The sequence below is a fragment of the Candidatus Nanosynbacter sp. HMT-352 genome (assembly GCF_022819365.1).
In the GTDB taxonomy this organism is placed as follows: domain Bacteria; phylum Patescibacteriota; class Saccharimonadia; order Saccharimonadales; family Saccharimonadaceae; genus Nanosynbacter.
Genome location: NZ_CP089289.1, coordinates 605,898 through 630,279, shown reverse-complemented (window position 1 = coordinate 630,279; position 24,382 = coordinate 605,898). Strand labels below are relative to the sequence as shown.

Annotated in this window: 29 protein-coding genes, 3 tRNA genes and 1 other RNA gene; 26 read left to right on the top strand and 7 right to left on the bottom strand. The window is 41.1% G+C overall.

What is annotated here, in order from left to right:
• Positions 1 to 13: 13 nt before the first annotated feature.
• From pilM to LRM49_RS03305, 13 genes are all read left to right on the top strand, one after another.
• The gene (gene pilM / locus LRM49_RS03365) at positions 14 to 1,060 is read left to right on the top strand and encodes a type IV pilus assembly protein PilM (protein WP_243777786.1); all 1,047 of its coding nucleotides are present in this window, start codon (positions 14 to 16) and stop codon (positions 1,058 to 1,060) included.
• The gene (locus tag LRM49_RS03360) at positions 1,057 to 1,782 is read left to right on the top strand and encodes a hypothetical protein (RefSeq protein WP_243777785.1); all 726 of its coding nucleotides are present in this window, start codon (positions 1,057 to 1,059) and stop codon (positions 1,780 to 1,782) included. The genes pilM and LRM49_RS03360 overlap by 4 nt, the downstream gene beginning before the upstream one ends.
• Entirely contained in the window at positions 1,782 to 2,450 is a 669-nt protein-coding gene (locus LRM49_RS03355) for a hypothetical protein (protein ID WP_129632189.1), read from the top strand. The genes LRM49_RS03360 and LRM49_RS03355 overlap by 1 nt, the downstream gene beginning before the upstream one ends.
• On the top strand, positions 2,447 to 2,677 hold the full coding sequence (locus LRM49_RS03350; RefSeq protein ID WP_129636905.1) for a hypothetical protein: 231 nt from the start codon (positions 2,447 to 2,449) through the stop codon (positions 2,675 to 2,677). Before LRM49_RS03355 ends, LRM49_RS03350 begins: the two co-directional genes overlap by 4 nt.
• Positions 2,678 to 2,690: 13 nt before the next feature.
• The gene (locus LRM49_RS03345; protein WP_243777784.1) at positions 2,691 to 4,451 is read left to right on the top strand and encodes a GspE/PulE family protein; all 1,761 of its coding nucleotides are present in this window, start codon (positions 2,691 to 2,693) and stop codon (positions 4,449 to 4,451) included.
• Between the two features lie 11 nt (positions 4,452 to 4,462).
• On the top strand, positions 4,463 to 5,533 hold the full coding sequence (locus LRM49_RS03340) for a type IV pilus twitching motility protein PilT (RefSeq protein ID WP_129632198.1): 1,071 nt from the start codon (positions 4,463 to 4,465) through the stop codon (positions 5,531 to 5,533).
• A gap of 3 nt (positions 5,534 to 5,536) precedes the next feature.
• On the top strand, positions 5,537 to 6,751 hold the full coding sequence (locus LRM49_RS03335) for a type II secretion system F family protein (protein WP_243777783.1): 1,215 nt from the start codon (positions 5,537 to 5,539) through the stop codon (positions 6,749 to 6,751).
• Between the two features lie 81 nt (positions 6,752 to 6,832).
• Positions 6,833 to 7,312, top strand: a complete 480-nt coding sequence (locus tag LRM49_RS03330) for a type II secretion system protein (RefSeq protein WP_243777782.1) — start codon at positions 6,833 to 6,835, stop codon at positions 7,310 to 7,312.
• Positions 7,313 to 7,384: 72 nt separating this feature from the next.
• Positions 7,385 to 8,266: a prepilin peptidase gene (locus tag LRM49_RS03325; RefSeq protein WP_243777781.1), complete on the top strand. Its 882-nt coding sequence runs from the start codon at positions 7,385 to 7,387 to the stop codon at positions 8,264 to 8,266.
• 32 nt (positions 8,267 to 8,298) lie between these two features.
• Positions 8,299 to 9,039 carry a type II secretion system protein gene (locus LRM49_RS03320; protein WP_243777780.1) on the top strand — a complete coding sequence of 247 codons (741 nt, stop codon included), beginning with the start codon at positions 8,299 to 8,301 and terminating at the stop codon, positions 9,037 to 9,039.
• On the top strand, positions 9,032 to 9,613 hold the full coding sequence (locus tag LRM49_RS03315; protein ID WP_243777779.1) for a PulJ/GspJ family protein: 582 nt from the start codon (positions 9,032 to 9,034) through the stop codon (positions 9,611 to 9,613). The genes LRM49_RS03320 and LRM49_RS03315 overlap by 8 nt, the downstream gene beginning before the upstream one ends.
• Positions 9,597 to 10,295, top strand: a complete 699-nt coding sequence (locus tag LRM49_RS03310) for a PilW family protein (RefSeq protein ID WP_243777778.1) — start codon at positions 9,597 to 9,599, stop codon at positions 10,293 to 10,295. The genes LRM49_RS03315 and LRM49_RS03310 overlap by 17 nt, the downstream gene beginning before the upstream one ends.
• Entirely contained in the window at positions 10,288 to 11,436 is a 1,149-nt protein-coding gene (locus LRM49_RS03305) for a hypothetical protein (RefSeq protein ID WP_243777777.1), read from the top strand. The genes LRM49_RS03310 and LRM49_RS03305 overlap by 8 nt, the downstream gene beginning before the upstream one ends.
• Here LRM49_RS03305 and xerA read toward each other — a convergent pair.
• Positions 11,433 to 12,350, bottom strand: coding sequence for a site-specific tyrosine recombinase/integron integrase (xerA, locus tag LRM49_RS03300; RefSeq protein ID WP_243777776.1), 918 nt, complete (start codon positions 12,348 to 12,350; stop codon positions 11,433 to 11,435). The genes LRM49_RS03305 and xerA overlap by 4 nt on opposite strands.
• Positions 12,351 to 12,442: 92 nt before the next feature.
• On the opposite strand from xerA, the gene LRM49_RS03295 reads away from it, so the two are divergent.
• The 7 genes from LRM49_RS03295 to LRM49_RS03265 all read left to right on the top strand — a co-directional run bounded on the left by LRM49_RS03295 (position 12,443) and on the right by LRM49_RS03265 (position 16,802).
• Complete coding sequence (locus LRM49_RS03295; RefSeq protein ID WP_129743549.1) at positions 12,443 to 12,967, top strand: nucleoside-diphosphate kinase; 525 nt, start codon at positions 12,443 to 12,445, stop codon at positions 12,965 to 12,967.
• 41 nt (positions 12,968 to 13,008) lie between these two features.
• Positions 13,009 to 13,085, top strand: a tRNA-Arg gene (locus tag LRM49_RS03290).
• Between the two features lie 5 nt (positions 13,086 to 13,090).
• Entirely contained in the window at positions 13,091 to 13,621 is a 531-nt protein-coding gene (locus LRM49_RS03285) for a PH domain-containing protein (RefSeq protein ID WP_178143150.1), read from the top strand.
• Positions 13,599 to 14,597, top strand: coding sequence for a SurA N-terminal domain-containing protein (locus LRM49_RS03280; protein WP_243777775.1), 999 nt, complete (start codon positions 13,599 to 13,601; stop codon positions 14,595 to 14,597). The genes LRM49_RS03285 and LRM49_RS03280 overlap by 23 nt, the downstream gene beginning before the upstream one ends.
• A 52-nt stretch (positions 14,598 to 14,649) precedes the next feature.
• Positions 14,650 to 14,725: transfer RNA gene (locus tag LRM49_RS03275), tRNA-Thr, on the top strand.
• A 4-nt stretch (positions 14,726 to 14,729) separates the two neighbouring features.
• A complete protein-coding gene (locus LRM49_RS03270) occupies positions 14,730 to 15,107 on the top strand; it encodes a hypothetical protein (protein WP_243777774.1) in 378 nt (125 codons plus the stop codon).
• Positions 15,108 to 15,323: 216 nt separating this feature from the next.
• Positions 15,324 to 16,802 carry a glycosyltransferase family 2 protein gene (locus LRM49_RS03265; protein ID WP_243777773.1) on the top strand — a complete coding sequence of 493 codons (1,479 nt, stop codon included), beginning with the start codon at positions 15,324 to 15,326 and terminating at the stop codon, positions 16,800 to 16,802.
• Here the strand turns inward: LRM49_RS03265 and LRM49_RS03920 are convergent.
• Positions 16,717 to 17,205 carry an NrdR family transcriptional regulator gene (locus LRM49_RS03920; protein ID WP_445082937.1) on the bottom strand — a complete coding sequence of 163 codons (489 nt, stop codon included), beginning with the start codon at positions 17,203 to 17,205 and terminating at the stop codon, positions 16,717 to 16,719. The genes LRM49_RS03265 and LRM49_RS03920 overlap by 86 nt on opposite strands.
• A gap of 368 nt (positions 17,206 to 17,573) precedes the next feature.
• A tRNA-Val gene (locus tag LRM49_RS03260) sits at positions 17,574 to 17,650 on the bottom strand.
• Positions 17,651 to 17,710: 60 nt separating this feature from the next.
• Here LRM49_RS03260 and thrS point away from each other — a divergent pair.
• The 4 genes from thrS to LRM49_RS03240 are packed head-to-tail and all read left to right on the top strand — an operon-like array spanning position 17,711 to position 21,695.
• The gene (thrS, locus tag LRM49_RS03255; RefSeq protein WP_243777772.1) at positions 17,711 to 19,522 is read left to right on the top strand and encodes a threonine--tRNA ligase; all 1,812 of its coding nucleotides are present in this window, start codon (positions 17,711 to 17,713) and stop codon (positions 19,520 to 19,522) included.
• A gap of 29 nt (positions 19,523 to 19,551) precedes the next feature.
• Positions 19,552 to 20,436, top strand: a complete 885-nt coding sequence (gene miaA / locus LRM49_RS03250) for a tRNA (adenosine(37)-N6)-dimethylallyltransferase MiaA (RefSeq protein ID WP_243777771.1) — start codon at positions 19,552 to 19,554, stop codon at positions 20,434 to 20,436.
• A 24-nt stretch (positions 20,437 to 20,460) separates the two neighbouring features.
• Complete coding sequence (locus tag LRM49_RS03245; RefSeq protein ID WP_243777770.1) at positions 20,461 to 21,069, top strand: hypothetical protein; 609 nt, start codon at positions 20,461 to 20,463, stop codon at positions 21,067 to 21,069.
• Positions 21,057 to 21,695 carry an MBL fold metallo-hydrolase gene (locus tag LRM49_RS03240; protein WP_243777769.1) on the top strand — a complete coding sequence of 213 codons (639 nt, stop codon included), beginning with the start codon at positions 21,057 to 21,059 and terminating at the stop codon, positions 21,693 to 21,695. The genes LRM49_RS03245 and LRM49_RS03240 overlap by 13 nt, the downstream gene beginning before the upstream one ends.
• 72 nt (positions 21,696 to 21,767) lie before the next feature.
• Here the strand turns inward: LRM49_RS03240 and rpmB are convergent, their stop codons facing one another.
• The gene (gene rpmB / locus LRM49_RS03235) at positions 21,768 to 21,977 is read right to left on the bottom strand and encodes a 50S ribosomal protein L28 (protein WP_129632249.1); all 210 of its coding nucleotides are present in this window, start codon (positions 21,975 to 21,977) and stop codon (positions 21,768 to 21,770) included.
• Between the two features lie 98 nt (positions 21,978 to 22,075).
• Between rpmB and LRM49_RS03230 the strand changes: the two genes are divergently transcribed.
• Together LRM49_RS03230 and rnpB are read left to right on the top strand one after the other, a co-directional pair.
• Entirely contained in the window at positions 22,076 to 22,720 is a 645-nt protein-coding gene (locus tag LRM49_RS03230) for a site-2 protease family protein (RefSeq protein WP_243777768.1), read from the top strand.
• A gap of 175 nt (positions 22,721 to 22,895) precedes the next feature.
• An RNA gene (rnpB, locus tag LRM49_RS03225) (RNase P RNA component class A) lies at positions 22,896 to 23,237 on the top strand.
• Positions 23,238 to 23,287: 50 nt separating this feature from the next.
• On the opposite strand, the gene rplT is transcribed toward rnpB, so the two are convergent.
• From rplT to infC, 3 genes are read right to left on the bottom strand one after another with little or no spacing between them, the layout of a single operon-like run.
• Positions 23,288 to 23,629, bottom strand: a complete 342-nt coding sequence (gene rplT / locus LRM49_RS03220) for a 50S ribosomal protein L20 (RefSeq protein ID WP_243777767.1) — start codon at positions 23,627 to 23,629, stop codon at positions 23,288 to 23,290.
• A gap of 2 nt (positions 23,630 to 23,631) precedes the next feature.
• A complete protein-coding gene (rpmI, locus tag LRM49_RS03215) occupies positions 23,632 to 23,826 on the bottom strand; it encodes a 50S ribosomal protein L35 (RefSeq protein ID WP_129743559.1) in 195 nt (64 codons plus the stop codon).
• Positions 23,826 to 24,356: a translation initiation factor IF-3 gene (gene infC, locus LRM49_RS03210; RefSeq protein WP_129743560.1), complete on the bottom strand. Its 531-nt coding sequence runs from the start codon at positions 24,354 to 24,356 to the stop codon at positions 23,826 to 23,828. The genes rpmI and infC overlap by 1 nt, the downstream gene beginning before the upstream one ends.
• Positions 24,357 to 24,382 lie beyond the last annotated feature (26 nt).

Here is a 24,382-nt window from a genome sequence, read left to right as displayed (position 1 = left end):
ATTATTATTAGTTATGAAATTAGCAAAAGGGTTGGGCGAATTCTTCGGACTGGACATCGATACGAATGCGGTGCGGGTGGTTCAATTGTCTCGTACTGGCACGGGATGGAGTTTGTCGCATTACGGTTATACGCCAGTTGATTCTAAGATAACGAGTGGCGACTCTCCAGAGTCTAAGCGACGCTTGGGCGAGGCTATTATGACTGCCGTTGGGCAAGCTGGAATTAAGACGTCCAATGTAGCTGTCGGCTTGCCGTCAAATAAGACGTTTTCTACCATTATTGATGTGCCAAAGGTTTCTGAGCAGGAATTGAAGGCGATGATGAAATATCAAATTGACCAATATATTCCAATGTCTTTGGATGAGGCAGAAGTTGACTGGGCTTTATTGGGTGATAGTTTGCATGCTCAGAATCAGTATGAGATTTTGCTGACAAGTACAGCGAAGTCTTACGCGGAAGAGCGTCTGGAGTTAGTTGAAAATCTCGGTTTCAATGTAATTGCTGAAGAGCCGAATGCTATTGCTATGGTTCGCTCTTTATCGACTACCGATTCTCAGGATGCACGTTTAATTATCAATATGGGTGAAAATTCAACAGATTTGGCGGTTGTCTACAACGGAGCACCGCGGCTTATTCGTATGATTCCAACTGGGCTTTCGTCTTTGGTTCGATCGGCGGTTCAGAATCTTAGTGTCCAGGAAGATCAAGCGCGTCAATTTATTTTGAAATTTGGTTTGGCGCCGGATAAATTAGATGGTCAAGTGCTAAGGGCTATTGATTCAACTCTCGACAATTTTTCTTCAGAGCTGGTGAAATCTATAAAGTTTTTCCAAACTCGATATCCAAGCGTAGCAGTTTCTGGAATTTTATTGTCAGGATTTGGCTCAGCTATTCCGCAACTTGATGGATATGTGATGAATAAAACCGGAGTCCAGTCAATTACCGCAGATCCGTGGCAGCGTGTTCAAGTTTCTCAGTCGGATCAACAGCAGTTGGCATCGATTGCTTCAGAATTTGCTATTGCCGTAGGGTTGGCACAAAGGAGTAATATATCATGATTGAGATAAATCTTCTCCCAAACGTTAAGCGCGAGCTATTAAAGACTCGGGCTATGCGTAATCGAGTTATTTCGATATCGTTCTTGGTGGGCGGTGCCTCGATTGCGGCAGTAGTTGTTTTGGCGTTGATTTTGGGTAGCCAGATTGCGGCCGAGGCGGTTCAGGGTGGAGTTATTAAAGATAGAAGCGATAAATTGATGGCGGTCGAGGATCTTAATAAGGTTGTAACGATTCAACATCAATTAACAAAGATCAATGAGCAACATTCTGGAAAGAAGATTAATTCAAGGGTCTTTGATGTTGTAACGGCGGTTAATCCGGTTGCACCAAATAATGTTAGTTTTTCGGATATAAAAGTTAATCCTGAGTCAAAAACTATTACTCTGGAGGGTAGCGCGGTTAATGGCTATAGTGCGTTAGAGACCTTAAAGAAAACCATCTTGAATACGAAGGTCCAGACTACTGACGGTGATAAAAGCTCCGAGGTTAGTCTGACTAAGGAGATAAAAGATGGCGATACTAGTTTTGGAGAGAACTCGGAAGGTAAAAAAGTGTTGCAATTCTCATTCTCGTTTGAATACGCGGAAGAATTATTGGCGCCTGCAAATAATGGCACAGTTTCCGTATTGACGCCGACTGGTAAGGTTGATGTAACAGATTCACGTCAGGGAATTCCGGATAGCTTGTTTAAGAGTAACTCGAAAAAACAGGAGAAGAAATAATGGCGACCGATAATAAAGAAGTTGCAATACGCAAGCGTCAACAGATTGATTCGTCAAAAAAGACTATGTTTATTTTTGTGGCTTCTGCGGCATTTTTGGCTGGAATTGCGCTTGTTGTGAGTATATTTTTGGTGCAGCAAATTGTATTTCATTCGAAGATTCTTCTGGAGAAGCAAAACACGATTTCTCGTCTAGATAAAAACTTGTCATCAGTTGATGAGTTGAAGAAGAATATCCGAGTTTTGGATACGAATACTGCACTTAACTCTATAAAATCAAGCAGCGAAAGTAATGCTCTTCAGACGATACTGGATGCGTTGCCAGATAATGCGAACGCCGACGCTCTTGGTGCTTCGTTGAAGAATAAATTTATTGACACGACTACTGGTGTGACTATTCAAAATTTGACCGTTGCTCAATCTGGATCTGATAGTGAAAGCTCTGAGTCGACATCTGAAAACGCCATATCATTTACTATGGAAGTGAGCGGTCCAGCTGAAAAATTGAAAGAATTGTTAACTAAGTTAGAGGCGTCTATTCGAGTCATTGACCTAAAGACCGTGGAAATCCAGCGAAATGAGGATAGATTAAGTTTGGTGGTTCGAGGTGTCGCTTATTACGAGCCAGCACAAACAATACAATTAGAGAATAAGGTGGTTAAGCCATGAAGAAAACAGACATAGCAATGGTAATATTGATCGCGGGTGTAGGTGTGGCAATCGGCTATATTGTCGCCTCTAACATCTCGTTCTTAAAAGTCCCAGAATCTGGCACAAAAGTACAGACTATTCGAGAAATATCACCTGACGTAGAAAAACCAAACCCAGCGATTTTTAATAATAATGCGATAAATCCAACTGTTGAAATATTCGTAGGTCAAGATGCAGCCAAATAGAGAAGGGGTGTAAATGGCTTTACTGACGGACGACATCCAAGATAAGTTGATCGAGCTGCTCGTAAACGAGGGGCTTATTGAGAAGTCTGTCATTGATGATGCCTTAAAGCGCGCCTCTGAGAGTGGCAAACCTCTGTTTAGTTTGCTTAGCGAAGAGGGGCTGCTTGATAATGAACTACTGGTTCATGGTGTGGCTCAAGTTTCGGGCGTGCCGTATGTCAATCTGTCGAATAGTGTTATTAGTCAGGATATTTTATCTCTATTACCGTCCGACGTTGCTGAGAGATTTATGGCTGTGCCGCTAGCCGAAGTTCAGAACCGACTAGCAGTGGCGATGATCGATGCGAATAATGTTCAAGCGGTGGACTATTTGTCGAATCGTATCCAGCGTCCGATAAAAGTGTTTATGGCTTCGGAAGAGAGTGTTCGTCATGTCTTAGATCAATATAAGACTGACTTGTCGTCTGTTAATGTGGCTGCACAGGCTTCGCAGGAAGAGTCTTTGTCGGAGGCTGGCAATATTAAAACAATTGTTCAGGATTCGCCAATATCACGAGCGTTGTCGACAATTTTGGAATACGCGGTAAAGAGTCACGCATCCGACGTGCATATTGAGCCATTAGAGAAGGCTTTGAAGATTCGTTGTCGTGTTGACGGTGTTTTGCGTGAAATAATGCAGCTCCCAAAGAGCATTGAGCCGGCGCTAGTTAGTCGTATTAAGATTCTTTCCAATCTGAAAATTGACGAGCATCGAATTCCTCAGGATGGTCAATTCGCGGTTAATGTCGCAGGTAAAGAGGTTGACCTTCGTATTGCTATCTCTCCAGTTGTCTGGGGCGAGCAAGTGGTTATTCGTCTGCTTGATAAGAGTGGAAGTTCTTTCAATTTGGAAGATATGGGCTACGCTGGGCGCGCATTAAGAACGATTCGCAAGGGAATTAAGCGACCAAATGGAATGATCTTGACGTCGGGTCCAACTGGTTCTGGTAAGTCAACGAGTTTGTACGCGTTGATTAAAGAGATTAAAGACGATACTGTGAATATTGTGACACTTGAAGATCCGGTTGAGTATAAAATGGATGGTGTCAATCAGATTCAGGTGAACGCGGAAGTTGGCTTGACGTTTGCTTCCGGATTGCGCTCAATTTTGCGTCAAGACCCAGACATTGTGATGGTTGGTGAGATTCGCGATAATGAAACAGCGAATTTGGCTATTCAAGCGGCTTTAACGGGACACTTGGTTTTCTCGACACTTCACACTAATTCCGCTGCTGGTGTATTGCCACGTTTGTTGGATATGGGAATCGAGCCGTTTCTTATTGCTAGCACGGTTAACACAATTATTGGTCAGCGTTTGGTGAGGCGAGTGGCGCGTCGTCGGGATATTTATCAATCGTCACCACTGGAAACGCAGGCAATTCGCGAGGCGGTTGGTGGATTATTGCCGCAAACAAGGGAGCAGGTCTCTCAATATGCGCAAGACCTGGGATATGAAAGCTTGCCGCTAGCGACGCAGACATCGTTTGCTTTGGCAAAAGGAAAAGATACGCCGCAAACTCCTCGCGGTTATGCTGGTCGAGCTGGTCTGTATGAGGTCATGGATATTACCGAAGAGATTCAGAATTTGATTGTTAAGCGCGCGACCTCAGCGGAAATTCAGCGAATGGCAATTCAACAAGGGATGATTACGATGCGTCAAGATGGTTATCTGAAGGCGTTAAACGGAATAACGACAATAGAAGAAGTTAATAGGGTAGCGGCGGATACCGCGTAAAAGGAGGAAACATGAATAATCAAGAATTGCGAATTGAGATTTTGCTGGAAGAAGTCGTTAAGAAGCGAGCTTCAGACCTTCATATTCAAGTTGGTTTGCCGCCAATGCTACGAATTGACGGTGCGCTTATGCCGGCCGCCGGAACTCAACCATTGGACGAGCCTGCAGTTGAGAGATTGGTATTTCAGATTCTTGATGAAGATCAGCGGCAGATTTTGCTAAAAGATAAGGAATTCGACTTTTCGTTTGCGTTCGGCACACTGGGACGATTCCGAGTTAACGCCTTCCATGAGCGTGGCAATTTGGCTGCAGCCCTACGTTTAATTCCAAATGAAATTAAGTCTGCATCTGAGCTGGGTATGCCGCCAGTTGTTAATACGTTTGCGGATTTCCCTCGCGGTTTAGTGTTGGTTACTGGCCCAACTGGTTCCGGCAAGTCAACAACTTTGGCGGCGCTGGTTGATAAGATCAATTCTGAGCGCTCACAGCATATTATTACCATTGAAGACCCTATCGAGTTTACTCACAAGTCGAAAAAATCAGTGGTAGTTCAGCGGGAAGTTCACTACGACACTTATTCATTCTCTGCGGCTTTGCGCTCGAGTCTTCGCCAAGACCCAGACGTTGTGCTGATTGGTGAGATGCGCGACCTCGAGACGATTTCAGCAGCGATTACGATTGCCGAAACTGGACACTTGGTGTTTGCAACGCTACACACGAACTCCGCAGCGCAATCAATTGACCGTATGATTGACGTGTTCCCGCCACACCAGCAACCACAGATTCGCGCTCAGCTCAGTAATATTTTGATGGCAATTTGTTCGCAGCGACTAGTTCCAGCTATCGGCGGCGGACGAGTTGTGGCGGCAGAGGTTTTGATTGCTAATCCAGCGGTGCGTAACATTATCCGCGAAGGTAAATCTCACCAGTTGGATGCCGTGATTCAGACTGGTGCTGACCAGGGAATGCAGACGATGGATCGAACTTTGGTCAATTTGGTGCAGAACGGTACGATTACGTATGATAGTGCTCGTGAATTTGCTGTCGATTTGACGGAATTCGAGAGGTTGATGAGGGGGTAATAAATGAAAAAGTACGATTACGAAGCCAGAGATAGCGCAAGTAACAAAATCGTTAAATCAGTTGTTCAGGCTGATAGCGAAAACGCCGCCGCAAAACTTTTGACGGCTCAGGGCTTTGTGCCGTTAAAAATTGAATTACAAGACGATAAAACAAATTTCTTTGCGAGGTTTTCTGGTAGAATCACTACTAAGGATAAGGTTGTGTTTACTCGTCAGCTAGCAACTCTTATTGGAGCAGGGCTACCTTTGGCGCAAAGTCTTCGAACAGTTCAGGAACAGACTACGAATAAGCGCATGCAGGAAATAGTCCAGGAAATTATCTCTGACGTTGAAGGCGGCAAATCCTTGTCTGATTCGTTCGCAAAGCACCCAGAAGCTTTTAATAAAGTTTATGTAGCTTTGGTATCGGCCGGCGAAACGTCAGGTACAATGGATGATTCGCTTAAGAGGTTAGCTGCTCAGCAGGAAAAAGAGGCTGCTATGATGAGTAAGATTAGGGGTGCTATGATGTATCCGTCAATTGTCTTGGTAGTGATTATCTTAGTTATCGGATTTATGTTATTTACAGTTGTTCCGCAAGTTGAGGGTCTGTATCGTGACTTAAATAAGGGGTTGCCATTTGTGACTCTTATGATGATTAAAGTGGCGAACTTTTTTAGTAGTCTTTGGTGGCTTGTTATATTAGCAATGATTATCGGCGGTTATTTCCTAGTACAATATTTGAAAACCGAGCCAGGAATTAAAGCTAAAGACACCTTTAAGCTTAATGTCCCGCTATTTAAAGGAATGTTCAGGAAGATGTACATGGCACGATTTGCTAGAACTGGACAGGTGCTTTTGAGTACTGGTGTGCCGATGCTTGACATGCTTCGTATTACGTCTGATGCTGTTAATAACGTGATTATTAGCGAAAGCATACTTCGTGCGTCAGATAAGGTGAAGGGCGGTAAGGCCTTGTCGGCTTCTTTATCTAATGAAGATTATTTTCTAGCAATGGTACCACAGATGATTAAAATTGGTGAGCAATCAGGTAAGATTGATGAGATGATGGGCAAGACCGCTCAAGTTTATGAAGATGAGCTTGATGAGGAAATTCGCGCCTTGTCGACGGCGATAGAGCCGGTTTTAATGGTCTTTTTGGCTATAGTTGCAGGTACGATGGTCGCGGCTATTTTGCTTCCAATCTATAGCTTGGTTGGCAATATCAATATTCGCTAGACTGACTTATATTTTTAGTGTATTATAAACGTAAGCATTTTTGCGTAAATATAGGTAAACCATAGAAAGGTGGGAAATCTAATGACAAAAAAAGATAATAAAAAAGGATTTACAATCATCGAGGTTGTGTTGGTCTTGGCTATTGCTGGACTTATCTTTGCGATGGTGTTTATCGCATTGCCAGCTTTGCAGCGTAGCCAGCGCGACCAGTCAAGGAAGAATGATGCTTCAACAGTTGCCGCAGCTATTACCAATTGGAATTCAGCTAATCGTAACGGTGGCACGTTTAGTGAAGAGTCTCTACGCAAGTATGTCGATAAGCTTGATCAATACGACAAATCTTCAGAATTAAAGGTTGCTACACCTGGTGCTTCAATGTCAGTAGCTAGTAACGAAATCAAGGTTATGCGAGGTAAGAAATGTCCTGCTAGCACGCCAGCTCCATCTGCTGACGATCCAGCAAACATAACTTTGGAAAACGGATCTTCACGCAATGCAGCAGTTGTAGTTCTATTGGAAAATAACGGTTCTCAAAAGCAATTGTATTGCCAGGACGTATAATCTATAGATAAATTACGAATCAGCCTCGGTATGGGGCTGATTTTTTTATGGTTTTTTGTTACCATAAGAAGTATGATTAAGTTTGTACTAGTGGGATTTTTAGGGGCTATTTTAGGCAGTTTCACCGGAGCGCAAATTTGGCGCTTGCGAGCTCGTCAATTGATGGAAGATAAAAAAGCCGGAGAAAAAGTTGACCAAAAGGAATTAAAGAAATTATCCCCATTGATAAAAAAAATTTCCAAAGATAGATCTCGTTGTTTGTCTTGCGGACATGAGCTTAAATGGTACGATTTGATTCCTGTGGTAAGTTGGGTCGCTGGATTGGGGCGATGCAGATATTGCAAAGCATTTATCGGTTGGATGGAAATCTTGCTAGAACTAGTGATGGCTGGATTGTTCGTCGCGTCTATAGTTTTTTGGCCGGGATCGTTAACGGATATCTGGCAAGTCGCGTTGCTGGTCTTGTGGTTGGCAAGTTTGGTGCTACTGGCGATTTTATTCGTCTATGACCTCAGATGGCTACTTCTTCCAGATGTAATTAATATTCCGTTTATCATTCTTGGTGCTATTTTTGCGGGAATAAAAGTATGTCTAGTTGGCGATTTTTCAAAAAGCTTGATGACGTTATTTGGGTCGATTGCGATTCTGAGCGGAATATATATGGTGCTATATTTATTCTCGAAATATCGTTACGGGGAAGACAAAACTTGGATCGGTTTTGGTGATGTTAAGCTTGGACTTGGATTGGGTTTGTTCTTAGGAAACTGGCTTTTGGCGTTTGCTGCGTTGTTCATCGCAAATCTTATCGGCACGCTTCTTGTCTTGCCGTCAATGATGCGAGGAAAATTGCAAGCAACTTCACGAATTTGCTTCGGTCCATTGCTTATCGTAGGGTTTTTACTCGCTTGGTTCTTTAGCCGACAAATTTTAGAGTGGGGCTTTCTTATTGTCTAAGTAAAAAGCGCTTATGTTATAATGGAGAAGTGATGGGCAATAAACAAAAAGGTTTTACTATAATTGAAGTGATTTTGTTTGTGGCTATTTCTGGTTTGCTGACCTCTATGCTGATGGTCGGCGTAAGCATGTCAATTAATCGCCAGCAATATCGCGATTCGGTGCAGTCTTATGCTGGTTTTTTGCGAAATGAGTACTCGAAGGTGGTCAATGTTGAGAATGAGCGATCTAAGGGTACTTGTCCAATTGAAGGTTCTGATGGTCGAGCTGAAACTCTACGCGGCCAATCTGATTGCGTGATCGTCGGTCGCTATATTACCACTGAAGGTTCTCTGGGCTCAACGGACGGCAATCTGTACAAAACTTATCCAGTTTATGCCTATAGGCCAGATAAGGGTAGTGCGTGGACTTATAAACGTGGCGCTGAGTCTGATAAATATATCGTTAATTGGCAAGCAAAAACTAGGTTTTCTAACCAAGCCAAAGATAGTGCGTATATTTCTATTTTGATGTACCGCCACCCAGAGACGGGGCAGTTGGATATTAGGACAGACACGAGTCGATTCGGTGACAATTTAACTGATTTCGTCAACAATAAAAATAGTGCTGGAGTTGTGCAATCTGCTGGCGAACAGCGTCAACAGAGGGAAATTTGTGTTTATGATGATGGCTGGATGCCGGGAGAGAGATTATCTATTTTTCTACGATCACACGCAGGTTCTGCAGATGCTGTAGTTGTGGGCAATGCGACAGGAGGCTGTGCTGATGCGTAAGTTTAACAGAGGCGACACACTTGTTGAAGTGTTGCTTGGAGTAACTATTTTTAGCCTAGTCTCCGTTATTGCATTAGAAACTATGAATCGCGGGATGGCTATTGCTCAGTATTCTTTAGAGACGACGTTGGTTCGTCAACAGGTTGATGCTCAGGCTGAAATGCTAAGATATGCGCATGATATGAAAAATGACACTTGGAAGAAATTGGTAGACAATAATTCGGTGAGCGTTTCTGCTGTTAATGACAATGAAGGAAACTTGGGTGTTGAAAAATGTCCTGATGATTTTTCTACGAAAGAGTTTGCATTGGCTGCGACGCCTTCGCTCGCTTCGAAGATTAGTATATTGAACAATCCTGGAGATTATAAAGCGGCAGAAACATACGCGCGGGTTGATAGCGATACTAAAAAAACGTATGGAGTATCAGTTAGATTGGTTAAGCCGAGTACGACCACTGGAAGTAGGGATAGCAATAAATATGATGCGTACATAAAAGCGTGCTGGATGCCTGTTGGTAGCAAAATGCCGGCGACTATTGGTACGATTGTGAGGCTGTATGATTCGGGGTTATAAAAAAGGATTTACACTTATCGAATTGATGCTCGCCATGAGTTTTATCTCTGTTCTTTTGTTGTCGATTGCGATGGTGGGTATTCAAGCGGGAAAAATGTATAGCAGAGGTATTGTGCTTCGTGATGTTAATCAAGCGGGGCGAGATATTTCAGATACGATTCGACGCGATTTTCTTCAGGCGAATGCCGAAAAGATTGACGGTACGGGATTGAGGGTACCGAATAATAGCAATTGGTCAACTGGTCGACTTTGTCTTGGCTCCCATTCTTATGTGTGGAATAATCCAAAGTATTTGGACGACCCTAGTCTGTTGGGCGGAAATAGTCTGTTTAAAGTTAACGGCAATCCAGTGAATTTGGTGCGTGTAGTTGATGCGGATAGCGGATTATGTAAAAAAGATGCTTCTGGCAAATATCCAGAAACCGTCGATCTTGCGAAATCGTCCAATTTGCTCAGGTCTATCAATAGCGGCGATGGTTCAATTGGTGTGCACGAAGTTACGTTAGAAAAGATTACATCGGATAATTCAAGAGAGGCACTATATAAATTGACCTTTACACTGGGGACGAGCAAGATGAGTGAGATAAGGAATTCTTCTTGTAAAGCTCCGACTGAAGATGATAGCAATTTTGAGTTCTGTGCTATAAATAAATTTGAGATGATTGTGAGGACAAATGGGTAAAAATGCGCGACAATCAGGTGCTGTATCTCTTTTTGCGGTCATATTTGGCGCGATGTTGCTGACTATTGTTACTATTGGGTTTATCAAGTTGATGATTATGGATCAGCGACAATCCTCAAATAATGATCTGTCGCAAAGTGCTTATGACGCGGCTTTGGCTGGGGTTGAGGATGCTAAGCGTGTAGTTCGTGCCGCCCAGACGGGCAATATTCAAGCGGCGGGAGTGCTAAATGGTCCAATTAATTGTAATATGGTCGCGGCATCTGGTGTTGTTGGAGGTAGCTCTTCTGGTGAAACTATTATTAAAACTGGTACAGATGCGGGTAGAAAATTTGATCAAGCGTATACTTGTGTAAAAATCACTATGAAATCTCAAGATTTTATATATAAGTCTATTGAGGAAAAATCTCAAATTGTGCCACTACGCGCAACTGGTTCATTCAACAAGATATCTATCGAATGGTATAGACGCGATGATGAGAGCAATTTGAATGGCGCCAACGCCGCTAACACTGAAATATCCACCTCTGGAGATTTGCCGACGAAAAACAACTGGAATGCCAATTCGCCACAATTGATGCGTGTGCAGCTTATTAACCCAGGCGCCACCTTTAATTTAGCGGCTTTAGATTCAACTGGTGTCACTTCTTTCTTACGACCGAACGTTTTAAGGTCAGACGTAGCAGGTCAGAGTGGTACTGCTGTTTCTGGTAAGATTTCTGATCATCCACGCGCAACTGACGGGAATGAACATAATAATGGAACAAGTGTGGTTTCTTGTAGCAAGACATTCAAGTTTTCTGGCGAATATTCGTGTAAAGCGGTGATTGATGTTGATGAGATTCCAGCTGGTAGCGAAACAGCATTCTTAAGGTTATTGCCTATATATAAAGGTGGCAGTGTGAAGATTTCTCTCCAGAAAACCGACGGAACGATTGTCAATTTTGATGGAGTTCAGCCAATTGTCGATTCCACGGGGCGGGCAAGTGATTTGTTTAGAAGAGTTGAGGCTCGATTGCAAATAGGAGATGATTTCGCATATCCTAATAATGCGGTTGAATTAAAGAATAGTCTATGTAAAGATTTCTCTGTATCTGGCGGCGGATCTGCTACCGCAGGTCGATGTAAGCCCATAAGCTAAGCTTCTGTGTCGCTATGAAATCGGTCGTGAATATCTTTCAGATGCTGGTCGGTAACGTGCGTATATACCTGTGTTGTTGATATATTGCTATGTCCCAGCATTGATTGGACTGAACGCAAGTCTGCACCGTTCATAAGTAGGTCGGTGGCAAAGCTATGGCGCATAGTGTGTGGGCTTACATGTTTTGTGATACCAGCTAATCTAGCATATTGACCAACCATTCTCTGAATGCTGCGCGCGCTTAACCTACGGTAGTCTCCGGAGGTGTTGGGAGTTGCGTGGCGTTTGCTATAGCTTAAAAATAGAGCGGGTAGATTATCTGTTCTAGCTTCCAGGTATGCCGATATGTGTTCGGCAGCACTTTTTGAAATAAAAACAGGGCGATCCTTTTGTCCTTTTCCTCGCACCATAAATTCGCGCCTCTTTAGGTTTATATGATCTCGGTTTAAATTGACTAATTCTGAAACACGCAGTCCGCTAGAAAATAGCAACTCAACAATTGCTCGATCTCTCAGTCCAGATTCCGTATCGGTTGGTATTTGATCGATCATACGTAAAATCTCGTCATATTGTAAAAAAGTCACTTGTTTACGGACTACTTTGGGTAATATAATTCTGTCGGCAGCTAGACTTTTGATATTACGACGAGAAAGGTAGGTTAATAGACCTCGCAGCGCAATAAGATGATAACTTTGAGTAATTAAAGACAGCTCTTCGCCAGTGTTGTCATTTTTATAACGGTTTAGCCAGAGGCGATACTGGCGTATTAGTTCTGATGTAATTTTATCAACATTTATATCGCCAGCAAAACCAATGAATCTCTCCAGGTATAGTTGATAATTTATGATGGTTTTTTGACTACGCCCACCTTCGACTTCTAGGTGCTCTAAAAAATCAGTTAAAGCTTCTGACATAAACATAATATTTATTCTATCGCTAATGAATATGTTTATCAAATTATTTATTTCTGCTACTATATTAGAGAATAATAAGCAGAGGAGTATTTATGGCAGAAAGTGAAAAAAACTACTGTGGCGTTGAGAGGACATTGATCGTCTTTAAGCCTGACGCAGTTCAACGAGGTATCGTTGGGGAAATTTTACAACGTTTTGAGCGAGTTGGTCTAAAAATAGTTGGTGTAAAAATGACATCACCATCTAGAGACCATTACTATGCTCATTACGAGGACATCGGTAAATTGGCTACTCGTCGAGGCGAGGATACTTTGAATATAACACTAGATATGATGATGGATGGTCCAGTTATAGCAATGGTATTAGAGGGTGTTGAAGCTGTTGCTGTTGTTAGGAAGATTGTTGGTCCAACGGAGCCTAAGTCGGCTGACATGGGAACAATTCGCGGTGATTACTCACACATTAGTTTTGGCTATGCAGATGAGTGTCAAAAGGGAGTTCCAAATTTAATTCACGCATCTGGCGATTCAGATGAGGCTGTTCGTGAGATCGAGCACTGGTTCAAGCCGGAAGAATTGGTAAATTATCACACATTAAGTGAAAAGTTTACTCGTTAAGCTAGTCTTTCCCGAGAGTTACCGTGGTATAATGGTTGTATGCCTCGGTAGCTCAACTGGATAGAGCAGATCCGTCCTAAGGATAAGGTTGTAGGTTCGACTCCTGCCCGGGGTACCATATATATGACAGAGCAAATTAAAGATAAGCAATTTGATGGGCAGCGTGACGGAGAGCAACTGTTGTTTGTGTTTCGTCGTCACATAATTGCTATGAGAAAAGGATTTTATCTGCTTCTAGGATCAATGACGCTTGGTTCATTGCCTTTTTTAATTTGGCAAGATAATTTGAACCTTTTATGGGTGTTTGTTGGCGGATTTATTTTTGGTTTAATGTTATTTTTCTATCATTTTTTGATGTGGTTTTATACTTACTATATTGTTACTGATCAGAGAATTCGTCAGATTACTCAACATGGATTTTTTGGCAAAGACGTCATTGAGCTGAAATTGTCAAAAATTCAGAATATTAGTTATAGTATTCCAGGGTTTAGTGGAGAAATGTTTAAGTTTGGTACAATAGTTATTCAAACTTTTGTTGGAGATCTTGTTATAAAAAACGTAGAACATCCAGATAAGATCTATAATAAACTACAAGACGCAGTGGAAATTTCGACAAAGAAGGAGGATATCAATGAAGAATCTATTGAACCGTAAAGATAAAAAACAGCCGAAGGAGCTACCTAAGAGGATTACAAACGATACAGTAGCTCAGCACCGTGAGAAGGTTTTGGCAGCTGGTCGTAAGCATAAATATCCCATCCAATACACTAAACGTCGATTGGTGTGGATAACGATGCTCGTTAGTGTTGTTATTCTGATTGTTTTCATTGCTCTTGGTTGGGCACAGTTATATGTCTGGAAAGATACAAGCGATATCGCATATAGGATAACTAAGATTTTACCTCTTCCTGTGGCTAATATTGACGGAGAAAATGCCGAGTATAGTGATTATCTTCTGTATCATCGTAGTTCATTGGCGGTATTGCAGTCTCAGGGGCAAGCAGATCAAAAGGACAAAGTTAAGTTCTATCAAAACCAGTCCATAAATAAGGCATTGGAGGTGGCATATGCCAAAAAGCTTGCGAGAGAAAATAATATTACGGTAGATGATAAAAAGGTTCAAGATCTTATCAAAAAACAGCAGGAATCTAGCAAGTTATCTCAGTCCGCTTATGAGTCTGTAGTGAAAGATAATCTTCATTGGTCAATGGATGAGCTAAAAACTGCTATGAAATATACTCTGCTAAAGCAGGAAGTATCTTTTAAGATTGATAAAACAGCCAATAACCTAGTGTCTGACATTAAGAAGAGGTTACAAGAGGGTAAATCCTTAAAGGACATTGCTACGGAAATGGGCGATAAGGTACAGTCGGTATTTGATCTATCCGTCTCTACGGATAATTCTGACGGAGGTCTAACGAAAGCGGCTATGTCATTAACAAGGGGTAAAATCTCAGGTCCTATAAAGACTCTTTCAGGTGACGGATATTATTTTGTGATGCTTAATAATATTGAAGGCAACACCGTAAATTACTCTTATGTAAAAGTTCCGCTGACTGAATTTAATAACCAGCTTAACTACTTAAAAAATAACAATAAAGTAAAATATTTCATTTCTATCGATAAATAAGCTATCTAGTTTGAAAAAACTCCTATTTTTGCTATAATTTCCTAAGGAGTTTGCCGTTGTAGCTCAGCTGGTAGAGCAGCTCATTCGTAACGAGCAGGTCGCTGGTTCAAGCCCAGTCAACGGCTCCATTTTATGAAAGACACTATAAAGAAATCGATAAAAATTGTTTTTAGCGACAGGACTGTGGTAACTCTTTTGATCGTTAATGCTGTTGTGGCTATTGTTGTATCTATATTTTTAGGATCATCAATAAAACATAGCGAGGCTCAGGTTATTACGCGCTACACTACGTATGGTGATGCGAATTTCTATAGGAGCCACTGGTCTAGTCTACTTAGTTATTTTGCTTTGGCGTTTATGATAGTTTTTGGTCACTCTGCGCTAAGTGTCAAGTTAATTTCATTAGAAAAACGAAGCTTGGCTATATTTCTTTTGTGGTTGACGTTGGGCATTTTAGCTATTTTAGCTATTTTAGCCTATTCTATAATTAAAATTGCATCGATAGGATAATACATGGACATTGAAATCCCACTTGGTAAACGAACAAAAAAATATCGTTTTCTTGAGATGCTTCCTGGGTTGCTAAGTTATGGCGCTATTGTTCTTCTGGTTATCTTATCCATAGTAAGTCCCGTTTTAGCATCAATTTATTTGTTAACTATAATACTAATTGCTTTTGTAAAAACAATAGCTATCAGCTATAGGATAGTTAATGGCCATAATAATATGGTAAAAGCTTCAAAAGTCGATTGGAATAAGCGGTTATCTGATTTGGAAAATCCGAAGGATGCGTATTCTATACTGAGAGATAATCAATCTAATGAGTTGTTATATCAACAACATGTAGACAACCTAAAATTTATGTCTGCTGCGGAAGATGGGTACTATCCTAAACCTAGTAATATTTACAACGCTCTTATTATGCCTGCATACAACGAGAGTATAGAAGTGATTGAGCCTGCTCTTAAATCGGTCTTAGATACTACATACGACAAGAAACGTCTGATTGTAGTTTTTGCGTACGAAGAGCGTGGTGGTGTTGATATTGATACAACGGCTAAAATACTGAAAAAGAAATACGGTAAGTACTTTCATTCTTTCCACACTGTAAAACATCCAAAAGATCTGCCAAATGAGGTAGTTGGTAAGGGTGGAAATATCACGTATGCAGGCAAGTGGCTGGAGCAATATTTACAACAGGAAGAAATAGCCTTTTCTGATGTTATTGTTACAACGATGGACTGTGATAATAAGCCGCATAAGTATTACTTTGATTATGTGACATATGAATATATTACTCATGAAGACAGAAAACATTTATCGTTCCAGCCAATATGTTTGTTCACTAATAATATATGGGATGTCCCTGCGCCGATGCGAGTAGTGGCGACAGGGAACTCATTCTGGAATATTATCAGCTCCATGCGCCCATATTCTTTGCGTAACTTTGCGTCACATTCGCAACCAATGAATGCTCTCGTTGAGATGAACTTTTGGAGTACGCGAACAATTGTTGAAGATGGCCACCAGTATTGGAGAAGCTATTTCTATTTTGATGGTAATTATGAAGTTGTGCCGATTTTTGTGCCGATTTATCAAGATGCAGTATTGGCTAATAGCTATAAAAAAACATTAAAAGCTCAGTTTATTCAGCTGCGCCGTTGGAGCTATGGAGCCTCAGATGTGGCGTATGTTGGCAACAACATATTTAATAAAAATAGGACGGTAAAATTTTGGCCCAGTCTGGCTAGGTTTGTGAGATTATTGGATGGTCATGTAACTCAGGCTTGTATTGCCCTAATTGTTGCTTTCGGTGGATGGGCCCCTCTTGTGCTGAATAGTGAAGCTGCACGCAGTGTCGCCGCCCATCAATTACCAGATACTGTTAGTTTAATACAGCAAGTAGCTATGATAAGTATTTTGGTATTGATTTTTGTATCGTTTAAGTTGTTGCCGCCTCGTCCAGAAAGATATAAGAAGAGCAGAAACACATTGATGGTTCTACAATGGTTCTTGATGCCTATTACTTCTATTGTATATAGCTCTTTGGCGTCATATAATGCACAAACTCATCTTTTGCTTGGTAAATATCTTGATAAGTTTGACGTGACAGAGAAGACTACTGTAGAGATGAATGATCAGAGTCGTGCTCAGAAGAATAAGAAAAAGAAGGACGGCCACGACGCCTCTTTCTCTGAGAGATAATAAGATTATGTTGTGCTGCATATTGCAGTGCAGCTATTTGGTCAAAATTCTGTAATGTTGAGTGGGTTATTTCGGCGATGTGCTGCGATGATATCGCGGGTTTGTTGTGTAGGTGTATTAATTTATCTTGTATAGTATTAGCCAAGTCATAGCTATATGAGCCTGCTAATTTTTCGTTATGATTAAAACTTCGCGCAATACTAAGTATCAGTTTTCCTATAGAAAAATTATTTTTCTTGCCATCTTGTGATGTGACAACGAGGAAAACCGCAGGCTTTTCATAGGTTGTAAAAGAATAACCGCATTGGTCACACATATGTCTGCGCCAGGTTGTTGGGTATTTTTTATTTTGACGAGAATTTGTTACGTGGGTTTTTCCGTGAAAACATTTTATGCATATCATATCAATATATTGACATACAACTATAAAAAAATCCAGTGGAAAAGTGCTGTGTAAAATAAAAATCGCCTCATTTTAGAGGCGATTACTTTATAAATCTGGTAACTTAATTAAGCATAGATCTTTCTTCGTTGATCTTCTTGTTGTATTCGTAGTGAATTTTGGTCTTGCTCAATAAAGAGCAGTGTTGTGGTTTCTTTGTGTCTAAACTAGGTGAGTCATGCTTACTCATACTTTAAATTCTAACATACTTATTAAATAAAGTCAAGGTCCGCATAGCAAACATGTAGGTTTGGTTATTTTTGTTGTATTAACTAATTCTATTAATAAAAAAGCCCCGTCTACTATGGACGAGGCTTATATGTCGTATCTGGTGGGCAATAGAGGATTCGAACCTCTCACCTCTTCAACGTCAATGAAGCGCTCTAGCCAAATGAGCTAATCGCCCAGATATAATAATATTATCATAACAGATGTCTACTATCAAGGAGCGTGGTATAATATTGGTATGAGTGAAGAAGAACTAAAATCTATGAGACACAGCCTGGCGCATATTATGGCGCAGGCTATTCAGCATTTATGGCCTCAGGCGAAATTCGGCGTGGGTCCAGCTATCGATAATGGTTTTTATTATGATATTTATCTTGACAACGGGACGATTTCTGAAGCTGATCTTCCGAAGATAGAAGAGGAGATGCGAAAGATCGTAGCGGCTGATTATCCGTTTGAGAAGCGCGATGTGTCGGTAGAAGAGGCTATTGATTGGGCTATAAAGGGAGATCGGTCATTTAAGGTGGAACTACTGAATGACCTCAAAAGATCCGGTACTACCGTTGCTAGCGAATTAGCTGGAGAAAAAATGGGATCTGTGTCTGATGGCGATAGTAAAGTCGAGACTGTTTCTTTGTATTCTCAGGGTGATTACACCGATTTGTGTAGGGGTGGACATGTGGACAGTACTGGAAAAGTTGGCGTATTCAAGCTTACTAAGACAGCTGGAGCATATTGGCGAGGCAATGAGAATAATCCACAAATGCAACGAATATATGGCGTAGCGTTTGCTACGCAGGAAGAGCTGGATGAATATCTGAATAGATTGGAAATTGCGAAACGGCTAGATCATCGCAAGTTAGGCAAGGAGCTTGATCTATATACGACCTCTCCTCTGGTAGGAATTGGTTTGCCTTTGTTTACTCCTCGCGGTACGATTTTACGAGATATAGTGGCTCAATATTCGAACCAGCTGAGACAGAAGTTTGGCTTTGAAAAGGTCTGGACTCCTCATATTACGAAAAAAGATCTATATGAAACATCGGGTCATTGGGCTAAGTTTGGAGAGGAGTTATTTTTAGTTAAGAGCCAGGAAACTAGTGACGAGATGGCTCTTAAGCCTATGAACTGTCCACATCATACGCAAATTTTTGCCTCACGACCGCGAAGCTATCGTGATATGCCGGTAAGGTACTTGGAGACGACAACAGATTATCGCGACGAAAAAACTGGCGAGCTGGGCGGATTGAATCGTGTGCGCTCATTAACGCAGGATGATAGCCATATATTTTGCCGTACTGATCAGATTGAGGATGAGATTAATAATTTATTATCTGCCGCTCGTGAGCTGTATGGATCAATCAATATGAAGCTTAGGGTCCGATTAAGTTATCGTGATGAATCCGATTCATATTTAGGTGACCTTAGTCTATGGGATTCAGCACAGAACCAGTTAAAATCTGCTGTTGAGAAAGTAGGCTTGGATTATTTTGAACAAGAGGGTGAGGCGGCATTTTATGGTCCAAAGATTGACTTTATGGCAACGGATGCAATCGGCCGTGAACACCAAGTTGCAACCGTACAGTTAGATTTCGTGCAGCCACAAAGGTTCGGTTTGGAGTATGTGGATACTGATGGTAATTTTACAACACCAGTTATGATACACTGTGCCTTATTGGGGTCGGTCGAGCGATTTTTGAGTGTATTTATAGAACACACTGGCGGATGGTTTCCGTTTTGGGCGGCTCCAGAACAGGTTCGTATTTTGACGATTAACGACACGGTGCTAGAGTATGTTGATAAAATAACAACCATATTATCGGGCATTACCCTCATGAAGCCAGTTAGATATAACGATGTAAGATTTACAATAGATTCTAGAAATGAATCATTAGGCAAGAAGATTAGGGAAGCTACCTCTATGAAGATACCTGTTCAACTTGTCGTAGGGCCAAAGGATATGGAAGCTGACGAGGTTAGTGTTCGCACGCAATCTGGCGAAGAAAAAATATCGTTGGAACAGCTTGCTGAGTATATAAAATCTTTGTAGGGTTGAGCTAATTGGATAGGTTTATAAAATTGGATAATGGTGTTGATGAAAATCATCTACCGCTAATTGTAATTATTGGTCCTACTGCTAGTGGCAAAACATCATTAGCCATACAATTAGCAAAGAAGTATAGAGGAGAGATAGTTTGCGCTGACAGTAGGACTGTCTATCGTGGTATGAATATCGGGACAGCTAAGCCTTCTTTGGGTGAACAGCAAGGAGTGCCTCATTGGGGTCTTGACTTAGTAGATCCAGGAGATTCTTTTAGTGCGTCACAATTTAAGGACTATGCCTGTCAAAAGATTAAAGAAGTCCGAAGTCGAGGAAATATTCCATTTCTTGTCGGTGGAACAGGGTTGTATATTGATTCTGTTATATTTGATTTTCAGTTTGGAGCTAAATACAGCAAAGAAAAGAGAGCTAACTTACAAGAAATGACGATATCTGAACTTCAACAATATTGCGTCAATCACGATGTGTCCTTGCCGGAGAATAGTAAAAATAAAAGATATCTAATTAGGGCTATTGAGCGAGCCGGTAAAAAGTCATCTGGATTGGAAGTGCCGTTGAGTAATACCATCGTTGTCGGAATTACTACAGATAAACAACTATTAAAACAGAGGATTACGGATAGAGCAAAAAAAATGTTCAAAGATGGTGTTGTAGAAGAGACAATAGAATTAGCTAATAGCGCCGGGTGGTGTAATGAGGCTATGACGGGCAATGTTTATCCTATTATTAAGAAATTAATCGAGAAAGAAATGGACGAAGATCAGGCTGTTCGGGAGTTTATTGTTAGCGACGTAAACTTAGTAAAACGTCAGCTGACGTGGTTTAGACGAAACCCATTTATTGAATGGGGAGATGCTCATTCATGTGAACAATATTTATCTCGAGTATTAGATAGTAAGTAAAAAATATGTTACAATTATAGTACAATGATTGATTCATTATTTGGTTCAAAAACTAGGGTAAAATTATTACATCTTTTTCTGAATAATCCAGAGAAGTCTTTTTACGTGAGAGAGATTACTAGAATGATTGATGAACAGATAAACTCCGTTCGTCGAGAGCTAGCTAATATGGTGTCTGTCGGTATAGTGCAACAGGATGCTATTGATAATAAGTTATACTATAGTGTAAATGAGGATTATCCGTATATTAAGCCGCTTGCAGCTATATTCTCAGATAAAAATACAGAAGGCAGCATGAGCGCTGCAAGTAGTGTTTCCTGGAAAGATTCTTTAGGGAGGATGAGAGGCTTAAGATTGGCTATTATTTCGGGAAAATTAGTGGTTGGATCAAGCTCTGCTGTTGATCTGCTATTGGTTGGTGATGATATGTCTGTCGTAACTATAAAAAATCTCGTTAAAAAAATCGAAAAAGATAGGAAAATAGAGATAAACTATGCTGTAATATCTTATGATGATTTCTACTATAGGATGAGTGTCAAGGATAGGTTTATAATGGATATCGTAAGAAACAAACACTCTGTACTAGTAGATACGGAAAATATAATGAGAAAGGAGCAGACATGTTTGAAATAGAGTATAAAGGAGCAAATGCTGTTATTATTACTACAAAGAAACTTCGTGTGGTATTTGATCCGAATTTAGAGATTGTCGGAGGAAAAAATGTTTCTGTGAATAATGACGTAGAAGTGGTTACGGAGGATCGGTTTTCTGTTGTGGATTCTACATCAAGACTACTATTTTCGGGTCCAGGTGAATATGAAGTCGGAGACATCTCATTGCTAGGAATTCCAGCGCGCCGACATATCGACGCTGCAGATGATGTTAAAAAATCTACAATATATAAAATTACGATTGGTGAAGCTAAGGGGGTGGTTGTTGGTAATATTGAGAATAAACTAACTGATGATCAGCTTGAAGATATAGGTGTTGTTGATTTTGCAATATTACCTGTCGGTGGAAATGGATATACGTTAGACGCAATGGGAGCAACTTCAATAATTCGTCAGTTAGACCCTAAGGTGGTGATCCCGGTGCATTATAGTGACGCTACTTTGCATTATGAAGTTCCGCAAGACGGTGTGGATGAGTTTGTAAAAAACCTAGGAGCTCCAGTTGTTGAGGCTGGCTCAAAGTGGAAGTTAAAGAAAATAACGGATCTGCCAGATAATTTAACAGTTGTTCAGATATCGAAAAGCTAGGGTCTTCTTGTTGAATTAAAAATAACTCCGATAATACAATCGGAGTTATTTTATTAAAATTTGATTTAGCGATTACTTATCGGCAGTTGCGCCCAAAATACCTTTTTTCTTCAGGGTGCGAATAGCTTTTGTACTTAAAGTCATGGTAATTTTTTGACCGTCAACGACAAAAGTTTTCTTCTGAAGGTTTGGTTTGAAGACGCGTTTAGTGCGGCGCAGGGAGAAGCTGACGTTGTTGCCATACTGCTTGCCTTTGCCTGTTAAATCACATCGTGATGCCATTTCCACTCTCTTTACTTTATTGTTAATAACAATCCTTATTATTGTAGCGGCATTTGTGTAATTAGTCAAGATCGTGTATTGATGCTATAATAACACTTATGATTTTAGAAATAATAGTAGTTTTGATTGTTATATTATTGTCTATGACTATTCACGAGGCTATGCACGCTTTTATAGGGTATGCACTGGGCGATAATACTGCAAAAGAAGAGGGAAGATTGACACTTAATCCCATAAGACATATCGATCCAGTGATGACTATTTTGCTTCCTTTGATTATGGTGATACTGCATGCTCCAGTTTTCGGAGGGGCTAAACCTGTTCCGTTTAATCCAAATAGAGTTCGTTTTGGCGATTGGGGGGCGGCTCTTGTTGCTCTTTCTGGCCCAATTACTAATTTAATAATAGCCTTTATTGCGTTTGGCGTCGGAGTGTTTAGTGGCGTTATTAATAATGCTGGGGCAGTACAGCCTACGATATTTGGACTGATTATTTCTACTGCCGTATCAGTGAATCTGGGTTTTTTTGTTTTTAACATGCTACCAATTCCGCCTCTGGACGGATCTAGAATATTATACGCCGTAGCTCCGGATGGCATCAGGGGTGTTATGCAAAAAATTGAGCAGAACGGCATTCTTCTAGTGATGATTATAGTTGTGCTGTTTTCTGATGTAATCGGGCAGGTTATGTCGGGCTGTATTCAGGCAATTTTGCGTGTATTTATGAACATATTTGGTGTATAATAGGAGCATACCCTGGATTTATCCGTGGGCGCGTATGATTTTCCTAACATCATATGATAGGGAGCTTTAATGATTTATTGTCGTGGCAATAAGTTGCGAGCACCCACCTTGCATTTATGCGGGGAATATCTAGCGCCCACAGACAAGTCTAGGGTTTAGTGCTATAATATATCATGTAGTCTGTTAGGCAATCGCTTAAGTTATACTTAAGAGGAAAGTCCGGGCAGCGAAGGATACGACAGTCGTTAACGGCGACCGGAGGCAACTCTAGGGAAAGTGCCACAGAAACGAAACTACCTTCGTATTTTATATACGAGGGAAAAGGTGAAACGAGTGGGGTAAGAGCCCACAGTCGTCTATGGCGACATAGACGAGAGGTAAACCCTGTCGGCTGCAAGGAGATTTGCAAATAGGATTATCCGTCCGCAGATCGATAACCGCTTGATTTGTTTGGCAACAAGCAAACTAGATAGATGATTGCTCTAGACAGAACCCGGCTTATAGGCAGACTATGAATAAAACACCCTGCATAATGTCAGGGTGTTTTATATTGGTAGATTTATCCTGTTATAGACTAGATTTTACTATTTCAGTGAAAGCTTTTGGCTCGTTAACTGCCAATTCTGCTAATATTTTTCTATCAATCTCAATGTTTTTAGATTTCATAGAAGCTATAAGTTTGCCGTAAGTTGTGCCTTCTTGTCGAGCAGCTGCATTGATTCGGGTGATCCATAGACCTCGTAGATCGCGCTTCTTGTTTCGGCGATCGCGGTAGGCATACTGCAGAGCTCTAATAACACCTTGTTTTGCAAGACGAAAACTTCTGGTGCGATTATGCTGCATTCCCTCAGCTGCTTTTAAGATTTTCTTGTGCTTAGCGCGTGCGGCAACTCCTCGTTTTACTCGCATAACTATACTCCCATTGCTCGACGGGCGTTCTTAGCCATCGAACCAGTTACTGTTGCTGTTGTGTTGATTGCGCGCTTACGACTTTTTGACTTTTTAGCCAACAAGTGGCCGCCAAATGCGCGCTGGCGGGTCAATTTTCCGGTGCTGGTCAGCTTGATACGCTTCGCAGTGCCTTTGTGGGTCTTTAGCTTTGGCATTATTTACTCCTTATTACTACGCTCAGATTGCGACCAGCCATCTGAGGTTTTTGCTCTAATATTGCATCCTCACTAAGGTGCTCCATGATTTTGTCAATCAATTCGTAGCCGATCTCTTTATGGGCCATTTCACGACCTTTATAGACCACTTGTATGCGGACTTTGTGTCCTCCCTCCAAAAACTTACGGATCTTCTTCAGCTTAACCTCTAGGTCTCCAGCTCCTATCTTTAGACCAAAGCGCATCTGCTTTAGGTCTCCAGATTTAGCTTGGCGCCGATTCTTCTGTTGATCCTTCATTTTTTGGTACTGGTACTTACCCCAGTCAATTATTTTAGCAACTGGCGGATTGGCTCCCGGTGATATTTCAACTAGGTCAAGATTCATGTCGTTGGCCTTACTTAAAGCCTCTTTAAGTGACATGATTCCTAGCTGCTCGCCATCAGGACCAATTATCCGCAGTTCTCTTGCACGGATTGCTCCGTTGATACGGATTGATTTATTAATCTCTGGCTCTCCTTTTTGAAGCAATTTTAGATTAACTCAGTTGCTATTGT

Bases quoted from the DNA above. Each gene is read 5' to 3' on its own strand.
- LRM49_RS03315 (WP_243777779.1), top strand. From the start codon at position 9,032: ATGCGTAAGTTTAACAGAGGCGACACACTTGTTGAAGTGTTGCTTGGA.
- LRM49_RS03340 (WP_129632198.1), top strand. From the start codon at position 4,463: ATGAATAATCAAGAATTGCGAATTGAGATTTTGCTGGAAGAAGTCGTT.
- LRM49_RS03360 (WP_243777785.1), top strand. From the start codon at position 1,057: ATGATTGAGATAAATCTTCTCCCAAACGTTAAGCGCGAGCTATTAAAG.
- LRM49_RS03310 (WP_243777778.1), top strand. From the start codon at position 9,597: ATGATTCGGGGTTATAAAAAAGGATTTACACTTATCGAATTGATGCTC.
- LRM49_RS03270 (WP_243777774.1), top strand. From the start codon at position 14,730: ATGAAAGACACTATAAAGAAATCGATAAAAATTGTTTTTAGCGACAGG.
- LRM49_RS03295 (WP_129743549.1), top strand. From the start codon at position 12,443: ATGGCAGAAAGTGAAAAAAACTACTGTGGCGTTGAGAGGACATTGATC.
- LRM49_RS03230 (WP_243777768.1), top strand. From the start codon at position 22,076: ATGATTTTAGAAATAATAGTAGTTTTGATTGTTATATTATTGTCTATG.
- rplT (WP_243777767.1), bottom strand. From the start codon at position 23,629: ATGCGAGTAAAACGAGGAGTTGCCGCACGCGCTAAGCACAAGAAAATC.
- thrS (WP_243777772.1), top strand. From the start codon at position 17,711: ATGAGTGAAGAAGAACTAAAATCTATGAGACACAGCCTGGCGCATATT.
- LRM49_RS03320 (WP_243777780.1), top strand. From the start codon at position 8,299: ATGGGCAATAAACAAAAAGGTTTTACTATAATTGAAGTGATTTTGTTT.
- LRM49_RS03335 (WP_243777783.1), top strand. From the start codon at position 5,537: ATGAAAAAGTACGATTACGAAGCCAGAGATAGCGCAAGTAACAAAATC.
- LRM49_RS03920 (WP_445082937.1), bottom strand. From the start codon at position 17,205: ATGATATGCATAAAATGTTTTCACGGAAAAACCCACGTAACAAATTCT.
- pilM (WP_243777786.1), top strand. From the start codon at position 14: ATGAAATTAGCAAAAGGGTTGGGCGAATTCTTCGGACTGGACATCGAT.
- rpmB (WP_129632249.1), bottom strand. From the start codon at position 21,977: ATGGCATCACGATGTGATTTAACAGGCAAAGGCAAGCAGTATGGCAAC.
- LRM49_RS03280 (WP_243777775.1), top strand. From the start codon at position 13,599: ATGAAGAATCTATTGAACCGTAAAGATAAAAAACAGCCGAAGGAGCTA.
- rpmI (WP_129743559.1), bottom strand. From the start codon at position 23,826: ATGCCAAAGCTAAAGACCCACAAAGGCACTGCGAAGCGTATCAAGCTG.
- LRM49_RS03245 (WP_243777770.1), top strand. From the start codon at position 20,461: ATGATTGATTCATTATTTGGTTCAAAAACTAGGGTAAAATTATTACAT.
- LRM49_RS03285 (WP_178143150.1), top strand. From the start codon at position 13,091: ATGACAGAGCAAATTAAAGATAAGCAATTTGATGGGCAGCGTGACGGA.
- LRM49_RS03305 (WP_243777777.1), top strand. From the start codon at position 10,288: ATGGGTAAAAATGCGCGACAATCAGGTGCTGTATCTCTTTTTGCGGTC.
- LRM49_RS03325 (WP_243777781.1), top strand. From the start codon at position 7,385: ATGATTAAGTTTGTACTAGTGGGATTTTTAGGGGCTATTTTAGGCAGT.
- LRM49_RS03345 (WP_243777784.1), top strand. From the start codon at position 2,691: ATGGCTTTACTGACGGACGACATCCAAGATAAGTTGATCGAGCTGCTC.
- LRM49_RS03330 (WP_243777782.1), top strand. From the start codon at position 6,833: ATGACAAAAAAAGATAATAAAAAAGGATTTACAATCATCGAGGTTGTG.
- LRM49_RS03265 (WP_243777773.1), top strand. From the start codon at position 15,324: ATGGTAAAAGCTTCAAAAGTCGATTGGAATAAGCGGTTATCTGATTTG.
- LRM49_RS03355 (WP_129632189.1), top strand. From the start codon at position 1,782: ATGGCGACCGATAATAAAGAAGTTGCAATACGCAAGCGTCAACAGATT.
- LRM49_RS03350 (WP_129636905.1), top strand. From the start codon at position 2,447: ATGAAGAAAACAGACATAGCAATGGTAATATTGATCGCGGGTGTAGGT.
- LRM49_RS03240 (WP_243777769.1), top strand. From the start codon at position 21,057: ATGTTTGAAATAGAGTATAAAGGAGCAAATGCTGTTATTATTACTACA.
- xerA (WP_243777776.1), bottom strand. From the start codon at position 12,350: ATGTCAGAAGCTTTAACTGATTTTTTAGAGCACCTAGAAGTCGAAGGT.